The organism is Egibacteraceae bacterium (assembly GCA_035540635.1).
Taxonomy (GTDB): domain Bacteria; phylum Actinomycetota; class Nitriliruptoria; order Euzebyales; family Egibacteraceae; genus DATLGH01.
On the sequence record DATLGH010000021.1, the window covers coordinates 1 to 18712 of the forward strand.

At 72.0% G+C, this 18712-nt stretch carries 20 protein-coding genes and 1 riboswitch; of the genes, 3 read left to right on the top strand and 17 right to left on the bottom strand.

What is annotated here, in order from left to right; genetic code table 11:
* The 7 genes from VM324_03800 to VM324_03830 form a co-directional block, all read right to left on the bottom strand.
* The coding region (locus VM324_03800) for a chorismate synthase (GenBank protein HVL98395.1) at window positions 1-398 on the bottom strand (398 nt) is incomplete at its 3' end.
* Window positions 399-444: 46 nt separating this feature from the next.
* Window positions 445-999 carry a hypothetical protein gene (locus VM324_03805; protein ID HVL98396.1) on the bottom strand — a complete coding sequence of 185 codons (555 nt, stop codon included), beginning with the start codon at window positions 997-999 and terminating at the stop codon, window positions 445-447.
* Complete coding sequence (locus tag VM324_03810; GenBank protein HVL98397.1) at window positions 996-1646, bottom strand: hypothetical protein; 651 nt, start codon at window positions 1644-1646, stop codon at window positions 996-998. Before VM324_03810 ends, VM324_03805 begins: the two co-directional genes overlap by 4 nt.
* Window positions 1643-2209: a hypothetical protein gene (locus VM324_03815; protein HVL98398.1), complete on the bottom strand. Its 567-nt coding sequence runs from the start codon at window positions 2207-2209 to the stop codon at window positions 1643-1645. Before VM324_03815 ends, VM324_03810 begins: the two co-directional genes overlap by 4 nt.
* Before the next feature lie 97 nt (window positions 2210-2306).
* A complete protein-coding gene (pilM, locus tag VM324_03820; protein HVL98399.1) occupies window positions 2307-3344 on the bottom strand; it encodes a type IV pilus assembly protein PilM in 1038 nt (345 codons plus the stop codon).
* A gap of 79 nt (window positions 3345-3423) precedes the next feature.
* Complete coding sequence (locus VM324_03825) at window positions 3424-3639, bottom strand: helix-turn-helix domain-containing protein (protein ID HVL98400.1); 216 nt, start codon at window positions 3637-3639, stop codon at window positions 3424-3426.
* A gap of 243 nt (window positions 3640-3882) precedes the next feature.
* Window positions 3883-4290, bottom strand: a complete 408-nt coding sequence (locus tag VM324_03830; protein ID HVL98401.1) for a prepilin-type N-terminal cleavage/methylation domain-containing protein — start codon at window positions 4288-4290, stop codon at window positions 3883-3885.
* 53 nt (window positions 4291-4343) lie between these two features.
* A riboswitch (cyclic di-GMP riboswitch) is annotated at window positions 4344-4426 on the bottom strand.
* A 120-nt stretch (window positions 4427-4546) separates the two neighbouring features.
* Here VM324_03830 and VM324_03835 point away from each other — a divergent pair.
* Complete coding sequence (locus VM324_03835; protein ID HVL98402.1) at window positions 4547-5008, top strand: HEPN domain-containing protein; 462 nt, start codon at window positions 4547-4549, stop codon at window positions 5006-5008.
* The gene (locus VM324_03840) at window positions 4989-5375 is read left to right on the top strand and encodes a nucleotidyltransferase domain-containing protein (protein HVL98403.1); all 387 of its coding nucleotides are present in this window, start codon (window positions 4989-4991) and stop codon (window positions 5373-5375) included. Before VM324_03835 ends, VM324_03840 begins: the two co-directional genes overlap by 20 nt.
* Window position 5376: 1 nt before the next feature.
* Here VM324_03840 and VM324_03845 read toward each other — a convergent pair whose 3' ends face one another.
* The 9 genes from VM324_03845 to aroE all read right to left on the bottom strand — a co-directional run bounded on the left by VM324_03845 (window position 5377) and on the right by aroE (window position 16546).
* Complete coding sequence (locus tag VM324_03845; GenBank protein ID HVL98404.1) at window positions 5377-6600, bottom strand: type II secretion system F family protein; 1224 nt, start codon at window positions 6598-6600, stop codon at window positions 5377-5379.
* 10 nt (window positions 6601-6610) lie between these two features.
* Window positions 6611-8167, bottom strand: a complete 1557-nt coding sequence (locus tag VM324_03850) for a PilT/PilU family type 4a pilus ATPase (GenBank protein HVL98405.1) — start codon at window positions 8165-8167, stop codon at window positions 6611-6613.
* 39 nt (window positions 8168-8206) lie between these two features.
* Complete coding sequence (locus tag VM324_03855) at window positions 8207-9892, bottom strand: ATPase, T2SS/T4P/T4SS family (protein ID HVL98406.1); 1686 nt, start codon at window positions 9890-9892, stop codon at window positions 8207-8209.
* Window positions 9892-11202 carry a hypothetical protein gene (locus VM324_03860; GenBank protein HVL98407.1) on the bottom strand — a complete coding sequence of 437 codons (1311 nt, stop codon included), beginning with the start codon at window positions 11200-11202 and terminating at the stop codon, window positions 9892-9894. Before VM324_03860 ends, VM324_03855 begins: the two co-directional genes overlap by 1 nt.
* Entirely contained in the window at window positions 11195-11824 is a 630-nt protein-coding gene (locus tag VM324_03865) for a hypothetical protein (GenBank protein ID HVL98408.1), read from the bottom strand. The genes VM324_03860 and VM324_03865 overlap by 8 nt, the downstream gene beginning before the upstream one ends.
* The gene (locus VM324_03870) at window positions 11821-12990 is read right to left on the bottom strand and encodes a prepilin-type N-terminal cleavage/methylation domain-containing protein (protein ID HVL98409.1); all 1170 of its coding nucleotides are present in this window, start codon (window positions 12988-12990) and stop codon (window positions 11821-11823) included. The genes VM324_03865 and VM324_03870 overlap by 4 nt, the downstream gene beginning before the upstream one ends.
* Before the next feature lie 74 nt (window positions 12991-13064).
* A complete protein-coding gene (locus VM324_03875; protein HVL98410.1) occupies window positions 13065-13646 on the bottom strand; it encodes an ATP/GTP-binding protein in 582 nt (193 codons plus the stop codon).
* Window positions 13646-15637, bottom strand: a complete 1992-nt coding sequence (locus VM324_03880) for a DUF4388 domain-containing protein (protein HVL98411.1) — start codon at window positions 15635-15637, stop codon at window positions 13646-13648. Before VM324_03880 ends, VM324_03875 begins: the two co-directional genes overlap by 1 nt.
* A gap of 99 nt (window positions 15638-15736) precedes the next feature.
* Entirely contained in the window at window positions 15737-16546 is an 810-nt protein-coding gene (aroE, locus tag VM324_03885) for a shikimate dehydrogenase (GenBank protein ID HVL98412.1), read from the bottom strand.
* Between the two features lie 60 nt (window positions 16547-16606).
* On the opposite strand from aroE, the gene VM324_03890 reads away from it, so the two are divergent.
* Window positions 16607-17623 (top strand): peptidoglycan-binding protein, encoded by a 1017-nt coding sequence (locus tag VM324_03890; GenBank protein HVL98413.1) that lies wholly within the window; start codon window positions 16607-16609, stop codon window positions 17621-17623.
* 38 nt (window positions 17624-17661) lie between these two features.
* Here VM324_03890 and mltG read toward each other — a convergent pair whose 3' ends face one another.
* The gene (mltG, locus tag VM324_03895; GenBank protein ID HVL98414.1) at window positions 17662-18708 is read right to left on the bottom strand and encodes an endolytic transglycosylase MltG; all 1047 of its coding nucleotides are present in this window, start codon (window positions 18706-18708) and stop codon (window positions 17662-17664) included.
* Window positions 18709-18712 lie beyond the last annotated feature (4 nt).

An 18712-nucleotide genomic window follows, 5' to 3' on the forward strand; every position in this document is an offset into this window, starting at 1 on the left:
CGGCCGGCGAGTCCCACGGGCCTGCGCTCGTCGGCATCCTCGAAGGGCTGCCGGCCGGTGTGCCCGTCGACCGTGCGGGGATCGCCCGCCAGCTCGAGCGCCTCCGGGTCCCCCGGGGGGTCCACGCCCATCACCTCGGTCCACTTCGACCACTCGGCGTTGTGGATCACCAGGGCCACCGGGGAGCCGATGGTCGCGCCGTGGCGCACGCCGCCGAGGATCTCGAAACGATCCGACTCGAAGCTCATCCGCGGTGACCTGCCGTGCCCGAGGCGGCGGCGCTCGAGCTGGCGGGCGATCCCCGCACGGTCGACGGGCACACCGGCCGGCAGCCCTTCGAGGATGCCGACGAGCGCAGGCCCGTGGGACTCGCCGGCCGTGAGGTAGCGGAGGGTCATCGGGGCGAGAGCCTACTCCCCGCTCCCGGCTCTGCCGGGGGCGCGGCTACCGCCGGATCTCCTCGCCGGCGCACAGCGCGAAGCGCTCGTCGCCGGCCTCCAGGGTCACGCACTGCTCCTGGATGTCCACCACCCTGAACCGCTCCGCGAAGGCCGCTCCCACGGCAGCGACGTGCGGGGTGCCGTTGACGGCGAGATGGGCGTGGGGCAGGCCCGCGTCGTCGGGGGTGACCGCGACGAGGCGCACGCTGTCCTGCGGGCCGCCGCCGCCGCTGGTGGCGTCCGCGGCGGGGGCCGTCGCCGGGGCGGGGGCGGCGACCGGCGCCGGCGCGGCGGCGGTCACGAGCTGTTCGAAGGGATCGCGGACCCCGGTCAGCGCCGCGTCCTCGGGCTGGCGCTCGTCGTCGGGGTCCTCGCCCTCCGCGACCGGCGCGGGGTCGGCCGGGGCGCGCACGGGCAGCTCGACCGCCTGACCCCCGTCCGCGTCGGACAGCAGGAGCGGCTTGACGACGAACTGGAAGGCCCCCGCCGCAACGACGATGACGCCGAGCACGGCGAGCAGCTTGCGGTTGACCGGGCTGCTTTCGGGTGCGGCGCTCATGACGGGTTGTCCTCCTCGGACCCCGGCGCGTCCTCGGCGGCGCCACCGGGCGCGGCGCTCGGGTCGTCGGGTGCAACGGTCGACGCGGCGGGCACGATCGCGAACAGGGAGCCACCCCACGTCGTGGCGAGGCTCGGGAAGCTGCGCTGTCCCTCCTGCAGGTTGACGCTCTCGGTCAGGACCGCCCGGGGCATGTCCCGCTCCATCCGGCGGAAGAAGTCCACCGTCGGGAAGTAGGAGCCTTCGACGACCATGCTGACCGCGACGCTCGCGAGCGCCGTGGCGGGGTCGCCGGTCTCGGGCGCCCCGACCACAACCGTCGGCTCACCGAAGGTCACCGAGGTGATCGTGACGCCGGCGGCGTCGGCGATGTCCTGGAACTGGCGGGTGACGTCGGGCTGCGCGATGCCGATGGGCACGTAGTCGGCGATGCGACGCACCACCGACGTGATGCGCTCCTCGTCGTCACGGATGTCCTCCAGCCGGGCGATCTCGGTGCGCAGCTGGCTCTGCTGCTGCAGGAGCTCGTCGGTCTGCGTCTCGTAGGCCTGCTGCTCGGCGAGCGCAGGCTTGTACAGGGCGAACCAGTAGCCGGCGGTGAGCGCGAGCGCCACGAGCACGCCGATCAGGGGGGCGCGGTGTCTCACGGGGTCTCCTCCAGGGGCAGGCCGTCGGCGTAGCGGTTGGTGTACGCGCCGCGGTCGAGGGCCACCGACCCGTTGAAGTTCATGACCGGCTTGTCGGCGACCTGCGCCTCGGCGGCCGTGGTGAGGAACGTGTTGAAGAACGCCGGTACGCGGTCGAAGTCCACGAGCACCCTCTCGACGCCGGGGGCGTAGCCGTTGACCGAGTAGCCGGCGAACTCCATCCGGCCGATCGACTCCCCGAAGCGGATCTCCCCGGCCGCGGCTACCTCCTCCTCGGCCTTCGCGGCGGTGAAGGTGAGGCTCGTCAGCGAGGCGTTCGCGGGGAAGGCGACGGCCAGGTCACCGAGCACCCGCGCGAAGGCGATCTCCCGCTCCATCGCCGAGGCGAGCAGCGCGTTGCCGTACTCGAGCCGCTCGGCGAGCTTGCGGTAGTCGTCGAGCTCGGCGACCGCCGTCTCGAGACGCGTGATCTCCGCCTGGGCCTCGTCGCGCGCCTGCTCGGCGCGGTCGACGTCCTGCAGGCGCAGGACGTAGCCGGCGCCGAGCAGGGCGACGAACAGCATGACGGCGCCGACCGTGTACTGGCTGACACGGCGCGCCCGGATGCGTTCAGCCAGCTCCCGCGGGAGCAGGTTGACGCTGACGCTCGTCGAGGCGGCCTTAGACCTCCGCCGCGCCGACGGCGAGGCCGATGGCGACGGCGAGGTAGGGCTCGGCTTCGACGAGCTGCGCGGGGTCGAGATCGACCTTGCCAATTTTCAGCTCCTGCATGGGATGGCCGCGGTCGACCGGCAGGCCGAGCGCGAAGGACAGGCGTTCCTGGAGGTTCGGCAGCTGGGCCCCGCCGCCTGAGAGCACGACCCGGTGGACCGGGATCGCCTCGGGCTGGGCCGAGTAGAAGTCGAGCGATCCGCGGATCTCCTCGACGAAGCGGTCCGCGCGTTCGGCGACGAGGCGAGCGGCCTCGTCGTGCCCCGCCGCGGCCGCCTTGGTGGCCTCCGCCTCCTCGTGGCTGATGCCGAGGGCGGTGGTGAGCGCGTCGGTGATGGCGTTGCCGCCCATGAGCAGGATGCGCACGAACTTCGGGATGCCGTTGTCGTGCACGACGATGTTCGTGACGGCGCTTCCGACGTCGAGCAGCATCTCGCCCTCACCGGCGCCGAGCAGCCGCTCGGGTGCGAGGCTGCGCAGCATCGCGAACGCGTCGAGGTCGACCTGCACGGGCGTGAGGTTCGCGGCCCGCACGCACTCGGTCATCGCCTCCACCATGGTCCGCTGCGCGGCGACGAGCAGGATCCGGCTGAAGCGGGCACCGTCCTCGGTCTCGTAGTTGTCGAGGACGTGGAAGTCGAGGATCGCCTGCTCGACGGGGATCGGGATGAACTCCTGCGCCTGGAACGGCAGCGAGCTGCGCAGCTCCGGCTCCGGCAGGTAGGGAAGGTCGACCTGGCGCACGACGACCTGCTGGTTGGCGAGGCCGAGCGCGACCTTGCGCCCCTTGAAGCCGTGGGCGGACCAGAGGCTGCGCACCGCGTCGGTGACGGCCTGGCCGTCGACGACCTCACCGTCGCAGACCGCTCCCGGCGGCAGCGGCGCCTGACCGATGCGCTCGAGGGCCGCGGGGCCGCGGCCGCCGGCGCTGACCTGCACCGCCCGCACGGCGGACGAACCGATGTCGAGACCGATGGTGGAGGGCATGGTCCAGTCATCGTCGCCCGCCAGCACTTCCTTTAGCGCTGCGGTGCCCTGCCGCCCAAGCGAACGGGTGTGGCCGCGGTCAGCCGGGCTGCGCCTCGTCGGGGCGCACCGTGGCGGCGGCGTCGAGATAGGCGTCGAGGTCCTTGCCCCGGATGCGGTAGTTCTTGCCGACGCGGATGGCGGGGAGCTCACCCGCCTTGATGAGCCGGTACACCGTCATGTTCGACACCCGCATGTGGTCGGCCACCTCGGCGACCGTCCACAGACGGTCTCCGGCCATCGCGCCATTCGGCATCCCTTGGTTCCTCTCGCATGCGCCGGAGGGCCGGCCCTTCCCCGGCGACGGCCCGCCCCTCCGCCGCTCTCGTGTGTGGTGGACGCCCCTTTGCCAGGCTCGTGCGCACCGGCACATCCTGAACACTAGGCTCACTACCCGTCAAGCACAACGCCCACGACGCACGACGAAGGGGAGGAGCCCAGTGGGCTCCTCCCCTTGTCGCGCGACGGCGTACGTGTGCTGTACGCGGTGCTCGGCTGACTAGGGTGTCGTCACGCGCGTGACCGACCCGTCGGCCGAGTCGAGCACGAAGGTGTCTCCACCAGACTGGTGGTTGGCCGTGATCGTGTAGGTGTCTGCGGTCGTCGTGGCGGTCAGGGTAACGAGCGCGGAGGCCCGGAAGCCCTCAGCCGTCAGCTGTGCCTCGGCGCCGCAGTCAAGCGGGCTGTTGTAGTTGCCGCCCTGGCCGACGGCGCAGGACTCGATCGCGATGGCAGCGTTGCGGGCGTTGCTCTGGGCGTCGGCCTCCCAGCCACGCTGGCGCTGGTTCAGGAAGGTCGGGATGGCGATTGCTGCGAGGATGCCGATGATGATGACGACGACGAGGAGCTCGATGAGGGTGAAGCCCTCTTCCCCGTCCTCCATGCGCTTCTGGATCCAACTGATCACACTGCACCTCCGGTGCGCTTGACGGTGCAAGACACTCCAGCCGCAGCGCTTCGCGAGGCAGCCCGGCGGACCGATCAATGAGGACGGTCCCGTGGCTTTGCGTCCCCGCCTTACGGCGGGTTTGCCTTTTCTGCGTCTGGTTCCCTTGCTTACCCTCAGTGCGTCGTCACTCCCCGCCCCGCCCTTGAGCCGCACGGAAGAAATCATCGGTGAATGCCGGGGATTGCGCGCCGGCGTGGACCACTACGATGGCGTCATGGCGCTCCTCGACGAGGCGGAGGGCAGGCGCTGGCTGGCGGCCGCGCGTGAGCACCTCCGTGCGGGCCGGCACGCGCGAGCCGGGGGCTTCCATGCGCACGCGGTCCTCGCCGCGGAGCAGGCGGCCCAGTGCGCGCTGAAAGCCATGCTGCGCGCGACGGGCAGCGTGGATAGTGCCCGCGGCCATTCCCTGCCCGAGCTGCTGTCCGCCGCGGCGCGGCGCTCGGGGTTCGTGGTCGACGAACGGTTGGCGGATCGCCTCGGGGAGCTCTCCGCCCACTACCAGCCCACTCGTTACCCTGACGCCCTGGCGTCCGGTACGCCCGGCGACCACTACGGGACTGAGGCCGCAGAACGTTTTCTCTCTGCGGCTGGCGAGATCATCGACGCGGCGGCCAAACATCTCGATCGGCTGCGTGTGGCGGCGCAGGAGGATGGCGATGACACCCACGCCGGCTGAGGTCATCGCCCGCCGGCGGGCCGAGCAGCAGGCGCTGGTCGCACGCGCCGCCCGTTTCGTCGTCGCGCTCGACGAGACTCTCGTCGTCCGCGGCGCCGCGGTGTTCGGCTCCGTGGCGAGGGGCGACTTCAACGACCGCAGCGACATCGACGTGCTCGTCGTCGCCGAGCGCCTCCCCGAGGATCCCGCCGAGCGCCAGCTTGTCGTCGGCTCGCCCGCGCCGGGCGGCGTGGAGGCGGTGGTCTGGAAGCCAGAGGAATGGCGTGACCGGCGGGCCCGCCGCGATCCCGTGGCGGTGGATGTCGAGGCTCACGGGATCTGGCTGAGCGGTTCCATGGAAGACCTCGAGGGCGGCGCCGGGCGGTGAGCTACTGGATGAGGTCGAAGATCTTGAACATCGGCATGTACAGGGAGATGACCATGCCGCCGACGAGGCCGCCGAGGACGCCGATCATGAGCGGCTCGAGCATGGCGGTGAGCGACTCGGTCATCGCCTCGACCTCGGAGTCGTAGAAGTCGGCGATCTTTCCGAGCATGACGTCCATAGCGCCGGTGTCCTCGCCGACGGAGATCATCTGCACCACCATGGGGGGGAACACGGCGTGCCGCGCGAGGGGCCCCGCCACGCTCTGGCCCTCCTTCACCGACATCTTCACGTCGTTGGCCGCGTCGCCGATGACGCCGTTGTTGACGGTGTCCGCGGTGATCTCCAGAGCCGTGAGGATCGGGACGCCGGCCCGCAGCAAGGTTCCGAAGTTGCGCGCGAAGCGGGCGAGGGCGAGCTTGTGGAAGAGCGTTCCGAAGACGGGGAGCTTCAGCTTCGCGCGGTCGAGCTGGTGGCGGACCTCCGGGTGCTTGCGGGCCTGCACGAAGCCCTTCCACGCGAGCGCCGGCGTGAAGATGATGAGGTACCAGTAGCTGCGCAGGATGCGCGAGGCGAGCATGAGCACGCGCGTCGGCAGCGGCAGCGTCCCGCCGAGGCTGTCGAACATCGCCACGAACGTCGGCACGATGAACGTGAGCATGATGCCGACGAGCACGACCGCCATGATGAGGACCACGACGGGGTAGGTCAGCGCCGACTTGACCTTGCGGCGCAGGTTGAGGTCCTTCTCGAGCGTGTCGGCGATGCGCAGGAGCACCTGGTCGAGCATCCCGGCCGTCTCGCCGGCCCGCACCATCGCGACGTAGAGCTTCGGGAACTCCTCGTGGTCGGCGAGCGCCTCGGACAGCGACCGGCCCGTCTCGATGTCGTTGCGGACCTCGCCGATGACCTCCTTCAGCCTCGCGTTCTCCGCCTGCTCGGCGAGGATGTTGAGCGACCGGATGAGCGTGAGCCCGGAGCTGATCATCGTGGCGAACTGGCGGGAGAAGACCGCGAGGTCCTTCAACCCGACCTTGGGACCGAATCCGGGGATCCTGATCTCGGTGGCAAGAGTCCCACTCTTTACCGCAGCGACCGACACGGGCACGTAGCCCATCTCGCGCAGCTTCGCGGCGACGACCTGAGGGTCGGGGCCCTCGAGCGTGCCGCTGTGCGTCTTGCCGGAGCGGTCGCGGACGGTGTAGCGGAACTCGGTGGCGGTCGCCATGGATGGTCCCTTACGCCTTGCCGCACAGGCGGTTGAAGTCGGCGACGTTGTTGCACTTCTCGAGGGCTGCGGAATGGCTGACCTTGCCCGCGGCGACGAGGTTGGCGAGGGACTGGTCCATGGTCACCATGCCGTGGGCCTTGCCGGCCTGGATCGCCGAGTACATCTGGTGGGTCTTGCCCTCGCGGATGAGGTTGCGGATCGCCGGGGTGGCGACCATGACCTCGCACGCCGCCACCCGCCCGTGCCCGTCGGCGGTCTTCAGCAGCTGCTGGCAGACGACGCCCTGCAGGGCCCCGCCGAGCATGACGCGGATCTGCTCCTGTTGCTCGGGAGGGAACACGTCGACGACGCGGTCGACCGTCTGCGGCGCGTCCTGGGTGTGCAGCGTGCCGAACACGAGGTGACCGGTCTCCGCGGCGGTGAGCGCCACCTGGATGGTCTCGAGGTCGCGCATCTCGCCGACGAGGATGACGTCGGGGTCCTGGCGCAGCACGTGCTTGAGCGCCTGGGCGAAGCTCAACGTGTCCGTGCCGAGCTCACGCTGGTTCACCACCGACCGCTTGTGGCTGTGGAGGAACTCGATCGGGTCCTCGACCGTCATGATGTGGGCGGCCCGCTCCCGGTTGATGACGTCGATGAGCGCGGCGAGCGTCGTGGACTTGCCCGACCCGGTGGGACCGGTCACGAGCACGAACCCCCGGGGCAGGTGCGCGAAGTTCACGATCTGCGGGGGGATCCCGAGGTCCTCGATGGACTTGATCTCGAACGGGATGACGCGCATCACCGAACCGATCGCGTCCCGCTGCTGGAAGACGTTCACGCGGAAGCGGGCGAGCTTCGGCACCGCGTAGGAGACGTCGAGCTCGAGCTCGTTCTCGAACCTCTCCCGCTGCTTCTGCGTGAGGATGCCGTAGAGCATCTTCTGCAGCTCGTCGGAGGTCATGACGGGGTAGCCGTCGAGCGGCTGCAGCTCGCCGTTGACCCGGATCATGGGCGGGACCCCGGCGGTGAGGTGGAGGTCCGAGCCGCCGTTCTTCAACAGCTCGGCGAGGACCGCGTCGAGGTCGACGGCCTGCTCCTGCTCGAAGGCGAGCAGGCCCGGTGCCGGCTCGGGGGCCGCCGGCGGCGCCGGGGGGTGGTGGTCGAGCGCCTCGATCGCCGCCGCGAGGTCGCTGCGGACGGCGAGCGCCGGCACCGCCTGCAGTCCGGTCAGGGACGTCACCTGGTCGAGGGCCGTGGTGTTGCTGGGGTCGGCCATCGCGACGATCACGTCGTGGTCCTGGCCGAACGCGACCGGGAGCGCGCCGAGCTCACGGATCACCTCCGGCGGCAGCAACGCCGCGGCCCGCGGGTCGACCGCACCGGGCGAGGTGTCGGCGAAGGCCATGCCGAGGTGGCGCGCGACGGTCGCGACGACCTGGGCCTCGGTCACCGCCCCCATCGCCACGAGGGTGCGGACGAGGGACGCGCCGTCGCCGCCGGTGGCGTGCGCGCTGGCGGTGCGCAGGGTCGGCTCGTCGACGAGTCCCTGGGCGAGGAGGAGCTGACCGAGTCCTATGCTCATGTGGGGAACCGTCGGCGCGCCGCCGCGCCGCCTTGAGCGTCACACCACCACACGCGCGATCTCCTCCAGGGTCGTGAGCCCCAGGAGCACCTTCATGAGGCCGTCCTCGCGCAGGCTGCGCATGCCCTGGGCACGGGCGGTCTTGGCGACGTCCTCCGTAGACGCGCGCGCGACGATGAGCCGCTCGATCTCCTCGCTGACGAGCATGACCTCGTGGACCGCGAGACGGCCCCGGTAGCCGGTGCCGCTGCAGCTCGCGCACCCGACGGACCGGTAGAGCAGCGGCAGCTCCCGGTCGTCGACCGCAAGCCCCGCCGCGCGCAGCTCGTCCCAGGTCGGCTGGTAGGGCTCCTTGCACTTCCCGCACAGGCGGCGCGCGAGGCGCTGAGCGAGCACGCAGTCGACCGCTGAGGCGACGAGGAAGGGGTCGATCCGCATCTCGGTGAGGCGCGTCACGGCGGAGGGGGCGTCGTTCGTGTGCAGCGTCGACAGGACGAGGTGGCCGGTGAGCGCGGCCTCCATCCCGATCTGGGCGGTCTCGTGGTCGCGCATCTCGCCGACGAGCACGACGTCGGGGTCCTGGCGGAGGATGGAACGCAGCGCCGAGGGGAACGTCAGCCCGCCCTTCGGGTTGATCTGGACCTGGCTGATGCCCGCCAGGCGGTACTCGACAGGGTCCTCGACGGTGACGCAGTTCACCTCCGGCCGGCTGATGATGTTCAGCGTCGCGTACAGCGTCGTCGACTTTCCCGACCCCGTCGGCCCCGTGACGAGGATCATGCCGTAGGGCTTCGTGAAGCTGCGCTCGTAGCGCGCGTAGTTGTCGTCGTGGAAGCCCAGGTCGGACAGCCGCAGGAGCACCGACGACTTGTCGAGGATGCGCATGACGACCTTCTCGCCCGCCACCGTCGGCAGGGTCGACACACGCAGGTCGATGCTCTTGCCGCCGGTCTTGAGGCTGATCCGCCCGTCCTGGGGGATACGCCGCTCGGCGATGTCGAGCTCGGCCATGATCTTCAGGCGACTGACGACGCCCGCGTGGATCTTCTTGCTCTGCGTGGTGACCTCGTGCAGGACGCCGTCGACCCGGTAGCGCACCCGCAGGTCGTGGTCCTGCGGCTCGATGTGGATGTCGGAGGCGCGGTCCTGGACCGCCTGGGCGATGAGGGCGTTCACGAACTTCACGATGGGCGCGTCGTCGACGACCTCGTTCAGCGCGTCGAGGTCGTCACCGCTCTCGTCGCCCTCGAGCTGGTCGACCACGTCGAGGACCGAATCGCCCGACCGGGCGTAGCGGTCGATGGCGGCCGCGATGTCGGTGCGGGTCGCCACGACCGGATGGACGTCACGGTCGGTGCTCGTGCGGATGTCGTCGAGGGCGAGCACGTTCGACGGGTCGCTCATCGCCACGACGAGGCGCCCGTCGGGGTCGTAGGCGATCGGCAGCACCCCGTAGCGACGGCACAGCTGGGCCGGCAGGCTCGCCGCGGCGAGCGTGTCGACCTGCCGGTCGGTGAGGTCGACGAACTCGAGCCCGAGCTGCTGGGCGAGCGCCGCGACGAGACCGGCCTCCGTGCACATCCCGAGCTCGATGAGGACCCGCCCGAGCGACTTCCCGGCGCGCTGCTGCTCCGCGCGCGCCCGGTGCAGGTCGGCCGGGGAGAGAAGGCCCGCGGCGAGGAGCACCTCGGCGAGCTGCTGCTGCTGGGTCGTCGAGGCTGGCATCACTGCTCCTGCCATCGCGTGACGAAGTACTGGCCGGTCGAGATGCCGTCGAGCAGGTCCTCGTCGTAGTGGAACTCCCAGCCGCCCTGGTTGAGCACCACCCGGCACGCGAGCGCCCCGTAGATCTCCACCTGCGCGTTGGACTGCTGGTTGCCGCACGAGGCGTCGGGGGCGTAGATCGCCGCGGCGATCTTCGCGTGCTGGCGGATCTGCACCGCGGCGAGCACGTTGCTGCCGGACGCGGTCTCGTCCTTCGCGAGGGTGAAGATCTGCAGGCGCCGGGCGGCCGGGCGGTTCGGGGCGGCGGGGAACCCGCCAGCGCAGGCGTTGCAGGCCACGCGCACCGCCCCCTCGACCTTGATGCGGTCGCGCACGACGACGACGAGGCCGTTGTCCGCGGTGACCGTGGTGGGCAGCCGCGTGTTGACGTCGAACACGAGCTCCCCGAAGCAGTGGTAGGCGCCGATCTCGGGGTGCGAGGCGGGGCTGGTCGGCGCGAACACCGCCTGTCGGTTGCTGCCCGATCCGGTGGCATGGTCAGACGCCTTCCACGTCGGGAAGCCCGCGCACCCGGCGAGGAGATCCTCGACGAGTGGGACCGACCCACGGATGTCGAGCGGCTCGTCGACGTTCTCGCGGAAGGGCGTCCGGCAGAACTGCGAGGTCGCCTGGGTGCACCGGGCGGGGCCGTTGTTCTCCGGGTTGGCCCAGTCGTGCACCCGCACACGGTCCGCGTAGTTCGACGTCGCGCTCGACGAGCCGACCTCGATGTTGCCGTTCGAGGCGATGATCCCGAAGCAGCTGATCGACGACGGCGGCGAGCAGCGTGTCTGCGTGCGGCTGTTGTACGAGTCGGCCTTGTTGCCGCCCGTGAAGTTGATCCCGAGGTGCGTGGCAAGCGACGCGTTGAAGATCGGCCGGTCGGTGAGCTGCGCGACAACCGTCCGTTCCGCCTCGTTGGGGCCCGTCCCGGTCGAGGTCACGACCCATTGCCCAGAGGGTTGCCGGGCAGCGGTCCAGGCGTAGTCGTAGCCGTTCGCCGTGCCGCTGCCCTGGGCGGTCGCTCCCGTCACGAGGTGGTTGTTCACCCGGAAGGTCGCCTCCTCCACGCCGGCTTCGGCTGCATGGAGGACGGTCGTGAACTCGTTGTCGAAGCGCGTGGAACGCTGATCGGCGTTTGTGCGGGCGAACACCACCGTGGTCAGCCCCGCCATGATGATGGTCACGAGCAGCGCGAGGGGGACCGACCCGCGGTCGGAGGCGAAAGCCCGACGAGGCGCGCTGAGCAGCGGGGAAGGTCGTTCAGGCATTGCGCAGCACCACCCGTGTGACGACTTCGATGGGGGGACCCTGGCCGACGTCGCGCCGCACCCGCAGGCCGACCTCGACGATCTCGGCGAGGGCCGCGGCCGGGGCGGGGCCGCCCACGTACGCGCCGGTGCTGTTCGTGCACCCGGTGACGCACGACCCGTCGGAGGCGCGGTAGGAGAACAGCGGCTGGGAGGCGCCGTTCACGAGCCCGGCCATGAGCGTGCGCGACCTGTCGCTCGTCGGTGTGCTCGTCAGGGAGGCGGTGGCGTCCCACACCCTGCGGCGCTCGATCAGCCGGCCGGCCGACAGCGTGTAGGTGTAGCGGATGCGCCTGGTCCCCCGCAGCACGTCCGTCTCGAGCCTCTCCGGGGAGGCCGCGATCAGGGCGGTGTTCACCGCGTCGCGCGAGTCCGCGGCCCGGACGTGGCGGCCGACGCCGATCATGGTGTGGTGGATGGCGGTCAGCGCCTGCACCCGCGACTCCGTGTGACGGGTGACTCGATGCGCCGACACGACGCCGGTGAGCACGATTCCGCCGATCACCGCCATGAGCAGGGTGACGACGAGCAGCTCGACGAGCGTGATGCCCTCTTCCCCGCGCAGCCGGGACGCGCCGCTCACAGGGCGCACTCCTCGTCGACGGTGACCGATACCGCGGAGGCCGCGGTCGCGGTCGCGCCGTCCGATCCCCTCACGCCGGTGACGGTGACCGTGGTCGAGCCGCCGTAGGAGCCGCCCGGGATCTCCGCCTCGAGCGACGATCCGGACTGCGTCGCCTCGACCATGCGGGCCTTAGTCGTGCCACCGCTCCACGACACGGTGACGACGTCCTCCTCGACGAGGCCGTCGATGTGCATGGCGACCCGCACCGGTGGGGTGGGTTGGCTCGGGGCGACGCAGACGGAGGTGGGTGCGACGTCGAGGCTCGTGACCGCAACAGGCTGCAGGAAGCGCACGAGCGTCGTGCCGAGCACCTCCTGCTCGTAGGGCGTCGCCCGGGTCGCCACGAACGTGAACAGGACGTCGCCGTTCGGGAACGTGTGCCCGTGCGCGCCGGTGACCGCACCGGCCCAGTTGAGGCGGTCGGTGCTGCCGAGCGACTGGACGGTGTTCGCGCTCGCGCCCCGTTGGACGTAGCGCGCGACCACGAAGTCGGCCTTGGCCGACGTGAGCGAGGCGAGGTCGAGCTGGCCGTTGCGGGCGGCGTCGAGCGTGCCGTCGGCGTTGAGGTAGACGAGGGTGGGGCGCACCTCGAGCAGGCTCAGGACGAAGTCGCTCGGCGTCTGCTCGTCGGGGTTCGGGGTGCGCAGCGACTCGACGGTGATGCTTCGCGGCACCCCCCGGTCGGACCAGTCGACCGCGACGACGAGGCGCTTGTAGTCGCCGACCTGGCTCGTCTGCGTGTTGTCGATCCAGGTGATGGAACGGCGGACGGTGAAGACCACCCCGCCGCGCGGGGCGATCGTCTCGACCGGCAGCGGCGCGCGCGTCGCTGCCGGGCGTCGGGCTTCGAGGACGACGGTGCCGGCGGGCATGGCTTGACCGAAGTTGTCGTCGCCGTAGAAGCCGACGCGGTCCCAGGGCAGCACGCGCAGGTTCTCGAGCTCCTCGTTGGCCAGGGCGGTCGCTTTCGTCCGCCCCTCCGCCTGCTGTAGCGCCCCCAGGGCGGTGGTGAAGAAGCCCGCTGAGGCGCTCATGACGACGCCGAGGATGGCGAACGCCACGAGCATCTCCACCAGGGAGATGCCGTCGTCGCCGGCGAGGCGACGACGGAGGGTGGTCTTCATGGACGGGCGCTCCGGGTCAGGGTCGGTCGTGTCCCTCTGGCTATCGGCCGTTCCCGCCTCCCGGTTGAGCGACGTCACACCGCAGCCGTCGCCTCCACCTCGTCGAGCACCGCCAGGAGGAGCTCGACGAGCAGGCCCTTCACCGACTCCCGGTCGCGCGCGTCGCACATGACGACGCGGACGGACGGTGGTGCCCCGATGCGGCGCCGGACCGTCTCGACGTCGGCCGGGGTCAGGGCCGCGCACTTGTTGAGGCCGACGACGTAGGGCACCTGCGCGATGTCGCGGAAGAACGCGAGGATGTCTGCGGCCTCGGCGATGCTGTCGTCGCGCTGGGCGTCGACGAGGACCACGAACCCGAGCATCCCCTCGGCGAGGATCTGCCACATGAAGTCGAAGCGCTTCTGCCCGGGCGTGCCGAACAGGTAGAGCACGAGCTCCGGGTCGATGGTGATGCGCCCGAAGTCCATGGCGACGGTCGTCTGACGCTTGCGCACCCTGTCGGCGTCGGTGACGTCCCGCTCCGTTGACAGGACCGCGACCTCGCTGATCGTGCGGATGAGCGAGGTCTTGCCGGCCGCGAAGGGTCCGGTGACGACGATCTTGACCGATCGGCTCGCGTCACGGCCCTTGCGCTCGGTCGCCTGGGGGCGCATCACACCCCCTTGACGCCGTCGATGAGCCGGAGCAGCAGCCCCTTGCTCACATCCTGGTCCCTGGTGAGGCGGCGCGCGGCCGCGGCGCCGTCAGGAGCGCGGGGGGCGGGAGGCGCCTCGACGGGGTCGTCGAGGCCAAGGGCGGCCAGCTCGCGCGCCATGGACGCCCGGTCGACGTCGCGGGCTGCGGCGAGGGGTCGCGGTTCGGGCACCGCCACTGGGGCCGCCTCGGAGCGCTGCGCTGCGGAGGCCGCCGTGACGACCGGGGGCTCCGCCGCGAACCCGGCGTGCTGCAGCCGCTGGCGCAGCGTCGTGAGGCGCTCGCGGGCGGGGTCGTCGCCCGGGAACGGGGCGGCGGGCCCCGCCGGTCCGCCGACGGCCCCGGCGGGCTCCTCACCAGCCGCCGGCCCGGTGGGCGGCTCGCCGGTGAAGCCCTCCGGGGTCGCCTCGTCCGCCGGGGAGGGCACCGGCTCGAGCGTCTCCTCCCCGGGCAGGCCCACCGGCTCGGCGGGGCTCAACGGCTCCTCGGTCGGGTCCTGCGCCATGAAGAAGGCCAGCGGGTCAGGGTCAGGAGCCTCGTGGCGGTCCGGGGGACCCACCGGGTCCCGCGTCGCCAGCTCCACGGGGACCGGCACCGGCAGCCGGGTCGCCTCGTCATCGAGCAGGCCGACCGGCTCGATGAGCCGCTCCGCCGGCATGGCCGCCGGCTCGGCAGCCCCGACATCGGCGGGCGACGGGTGGACGATGCCGGAGGGCTCCGGCGTGGGGGTGCGCGCCTCGCCCTCGTCGAGGCGCCGCAGCGCCTCGTGACGGGCGCGGGCCGGGGACCACGACTCCGTGCCGGAGCGGACCGTCAGCAGGCCGGCGTCGACCAGGCCCGCGACGATCTGGGCGGTCCTGAACTCTCCCTGCCCGGTCAGCTCCGCGAGGTCCGCGGCGGAGCGGCCGCCCTCCACCATCGCGACGAGGCGCCACTGCGCGGCGTCGAGGGCGACCGTCCCGGCGCGCAGGTCGGTGGTGAGTGCGACGACGGAACCCGGCGGGGGCAGGAGTCGGGCGATACGCTCCCACTCGTCGAGGCGCCGGGTGCTCTCGGCGATGAGCTCGTCGACCACCACGGTCACGAGACCCGGAGCGGTGGCCGGCGCCGAGTCGAAGGCGAAACCGCCGTCCTCGACGCGCATGAGCGTGAAGACCGCGTCGGCGATCTGCTCGCGCACGACCTCCCGGAGGGTCTCCTCGGCGCCGGCGCGGTCACCTGTCAGCTCTCCCGCGAGCGACGCGAGGTCGCCGCTGCGCTGCGCGGCGAGCACACGGTCGAGGCCCGCCGGGTTGATGACGCCGCGGTCGAGCAGGCGCGCGCCGAGCTGCAGCCGCCCGACGTCGGACACCGCGAAGCACACCGCGCCCTCGTCGAAGTGCACCTGTCCCTCGCCGTGGCTGACGGCGACGCGGAGGACGCCGGTCTTGCCGGTGAGGGCGAGCAGACGGAAGACGTCGGGGAGGCGGAACTCGTTCAACCGGCCTTCGAGCATGTCGCGCCCGCTTCCTACTCGACCCAGGGCGCGAACCCGGCGTCGACCGGGGCTGCGCCGTTGGGCGGCCTGCTCGACCGGCTGGGCGAGGATCGTGCCGATGACCTCCGCCGACCGGCGCATCTCGTAGATCATGAAGCCGATCTTGGCGGACCGGCCGGTCACCGCTGCCAGGACCGCCTGGTCACGGGCGGACATGAGGAAGACGAACCCGAACTCCCCCTCCACGAACAGCTGGCGCATCTCGCCTCGCCCGAGCCCGACAGCCGCCTGCTCGCCGAGGGAGAGCAGCGCCGCCGACATCGCGCCCACCCGGTCCTCCTCCATGCCCTCCGGCAGCGCGGAGACCATCGCGAGGCCGTCGAAGCTCACCACCGCGGCGGCCTCGACGTCGGGTGACGTCTGGAGGAAGTCGTTCAGCGCCGCGGCGAGCCGCTCGGCCTTCGTGTCGCTCATGGGATCCTCGGGGTGCTCGGGGGGAGTCCCCGAGAGCATCGGCAGGTGCCCGCCCGGCCTTGACCCCGCCTGCTGCCGCCTCGTCGGCGGCTCAGGAGGTCATCGCCCGAGGGCGGCGAGGGCCGCCGCCCGCATGGCCTCGAGGGGGGCCGCGCCGCCGGTCCACCGCTCGAATGCGCGCGCGGCCTGTGCGACGAGCATGCCGGTCCCGTCGTGCGCCTCGGCCCCCGTGGCCCGGGCCGCCGCGAGGAACGGCGTGTCGGTGGGCCCGTAGACGAGGTCGAGCGCGACCTGGCCGGGCCCGAGGCGCATGAACCGCTCGGGCAGCGCCTCGCCCTGCAGTCCGAGGGGGGTGGCGTTCACGACCACGTGCGGGTCCGTGACGGGACCGGTGTCCGCGCCGAGCCGCCGGGCGAGTGCGGCCACCTCGCGCGCGGCGTCCTCCCGGCGGGCGACGACCTCCACGCGCGCGCCGAGGCGCCCGAGCGCCACCGCTGCCGCCCGCGCGGCTCCACCGGCTCCGAGGATCACCGCTGTCGCGCCCGCGTCGAGGCGCAGCTCCTGCTCGAGCACGCTCTGGAGTCCGGCTGCGTCGGTGTTGTCGGCGAGCAGCCGGTCGCCCTCCCAGAACAGCGTGTTCGCCGCACCGACGGCCTCCGCCTCGGGGGTGCCGGCGTCCACGAGGCCGAGGACCGCACGCTTGTGCGGCACGGTGACGTTCGCGCCGAGGAACGCGAGCGCGCGCAGCCCCCGCACCGCCTCCGCCAGCCGCTCCGCGGCGACGTCGCAGGCGAGGTACGCGGCGTCGACGCCCGCCGCGGAGAATGCCGCGGTGTGGATCTCGGGCGAGATGCTGTGCGCGACCGGGTGTCCGAGCAGGCACACGAGCCGCGTGCGCGACGTCGTCACGACAGACCACCCGTCGGGAAGCCGTTTACCCGCACGCCCGTGTGTCCTAGGCTGTGGTCGATGTCAACAAGAGTCATCTACATGATCCTAGTGTTGTCTGCAGCCCTCGCGGCCGGCGCGGGAGCGGCAACACTCGGCGGGTCCGGCCACGAGCCCGTGCTCGACATCACCTTCCCGATCATCGGGCCTGCCGAGGTCGCCGACGACTACGGGGCCCGCCGGTCGGGCGGCGCTCGGGCGCACCGGGCCACCGACGTCTTCGCGCCGATGGGCACACCGGTGCACGCGGTGGCCGCGGGCAAGGTCAGCTGGATGCCCGGCCGGCACCCCACGGCGGGCTACGCCCTGCACATCCGCGACGACGCGGGGCGCGTGTACGCCTACTACCACCTCGGTCCCCACACCGGCACCGCGGCGCAGGCGTACGCGCGGGGTGTCGCCGAAGGTGTCCGGGTGGCTCGCGGCCAGGTGATCGGCTACGTCGGAGACTCGGGCAACGCCGCCGGAGGCCGACCGCACCTGCACCTGGAGATCCACGACGACCGGGTCGTCGACCCGCACGGCACGAACCGGCTCAATCCCTATCCCTCGCTGGCCGAGGCGCGGCGACGGGGCGACTACCCGGGCGCAGGGTCGACGTCGCGCGGCGGCGCTCGCGCGGGCGTGCTGCGGCTCGGCGACCGCGGCCGCGCGGTGGCGGCGTGGCAGGCGGAGCTCAACACCGTGCGCGTGACCGCCCTCACGGTCGACGGGGCCTTCGGTCCGCAGACGCACCGGGCGACCCGTGAGCTCCAGGAGGCCGCCGGCATCGCCGTCGACGGCGTCGTGGGGCCCCAGACCCGTGCGGCACTCGCCGCCCGCGCGCCCTCCGCGGGGGTGCTGCGTCGCGGCGACCGGGGCCCCGCCGTGCGCGCCTGGCAGCAGCAGCTGAACGGCGTCCGGGAGCGACCCATCGGCGTCGACGCGGTCTTCGGCCCGCAGACCGACCGGGCCACCCGGGCGTTCCAGCGCGCCGCCGGCATCGCCGACGACGGCGTCGTCGGTCCCCGGACCCGCGCCGCGATGTCGCGACGCTGACGCGGGAAGGGGGGGTCAGGCGCCGTCCCCGCGGTGCCCTATTCGGCGCGCCGCTGGCGCGCCTCGCGCACCTTCGCGTTGTGCTCCTCGAGGGTTCGGGAGAAGCCGTGCTCTCCGGTCTCGGGGTCGACGACGACGTAGTACAGGTAGTCCTCGTCAGCGGGGTCCGCCGCGGCGCGGATGGCGGACTCCCCCGAGCCCGATATGGGGGTGGGGGGCAGGCCGTCGTAGCGGTAGGTGTTCCAGGGGGAGTCGATCTCGAGATGCCGGTTGAGCACCCGGTCGAGGTGCTCGCCGTGGGCGTAGATGACCGTCGCGTCAATCTGGAGCCGCATGGGCCGCTCGAGCCGGTTGTGCAGCACCGCGCTGACGAGCCGCTGCTCGTCGGGGAGCCGCGCCTCCCGCTCGATGAGCGACGCGAGGATGAGCACCTCGTAGCGCGTGAAGCCCTCGGGCACGTCGACCGACTCGAGGATGTCCTCCGTGCGCTCCACGAGGCGGTCGAGGACGTCCTCGGCGGTGGCGTCGGTACGAAACTCGTAGGTGTCGGGGAACAGCAGCCCCTCGTACTGCGCGAAGTCACGCGGCCCCTCGGGAAGGCCGCTCGGGACCCAGTCGGGTAGCGGCACGCTCGTCAGGGCCGCTTCGAGCTGCGACACGGTGAAGGGCGAGCCCTCCGCCTCGGCGATGCGCTCGAGCGTCTGGGTGACGGTGCGGCCTTCGGGGATCGTCACGCGGAAGCTGTCCGCCCGCCGCTGGCCCTCCCCCGCGGCGAGCTCCTCGAGCGCGGCGTCGGTTCCCATCCCGGTCCGCAGCCGATAGGTGCCCGTGCGGATGCGCTCCGCCCGCTCGTCGAAGCGGGCGGCGATCTTGAACGCGACCGCGGAGCGCACGACGCCCGCGTCGGCGAGGATGTCGCCGACGGCCGACGCGCCGATGCCCTCGGGGATCTCCACCGTCACCGGCTCGCCCTCCCCGGAGCCGCCGCCCGTGAGCGCCCCGAGGGCGGCCACGCCAGCGGCGAGCAGCACGCCGACGACGACGAGTGCGAGGAGGAACCCCTTCGAGCCCTTCGACAATGCCATGGTG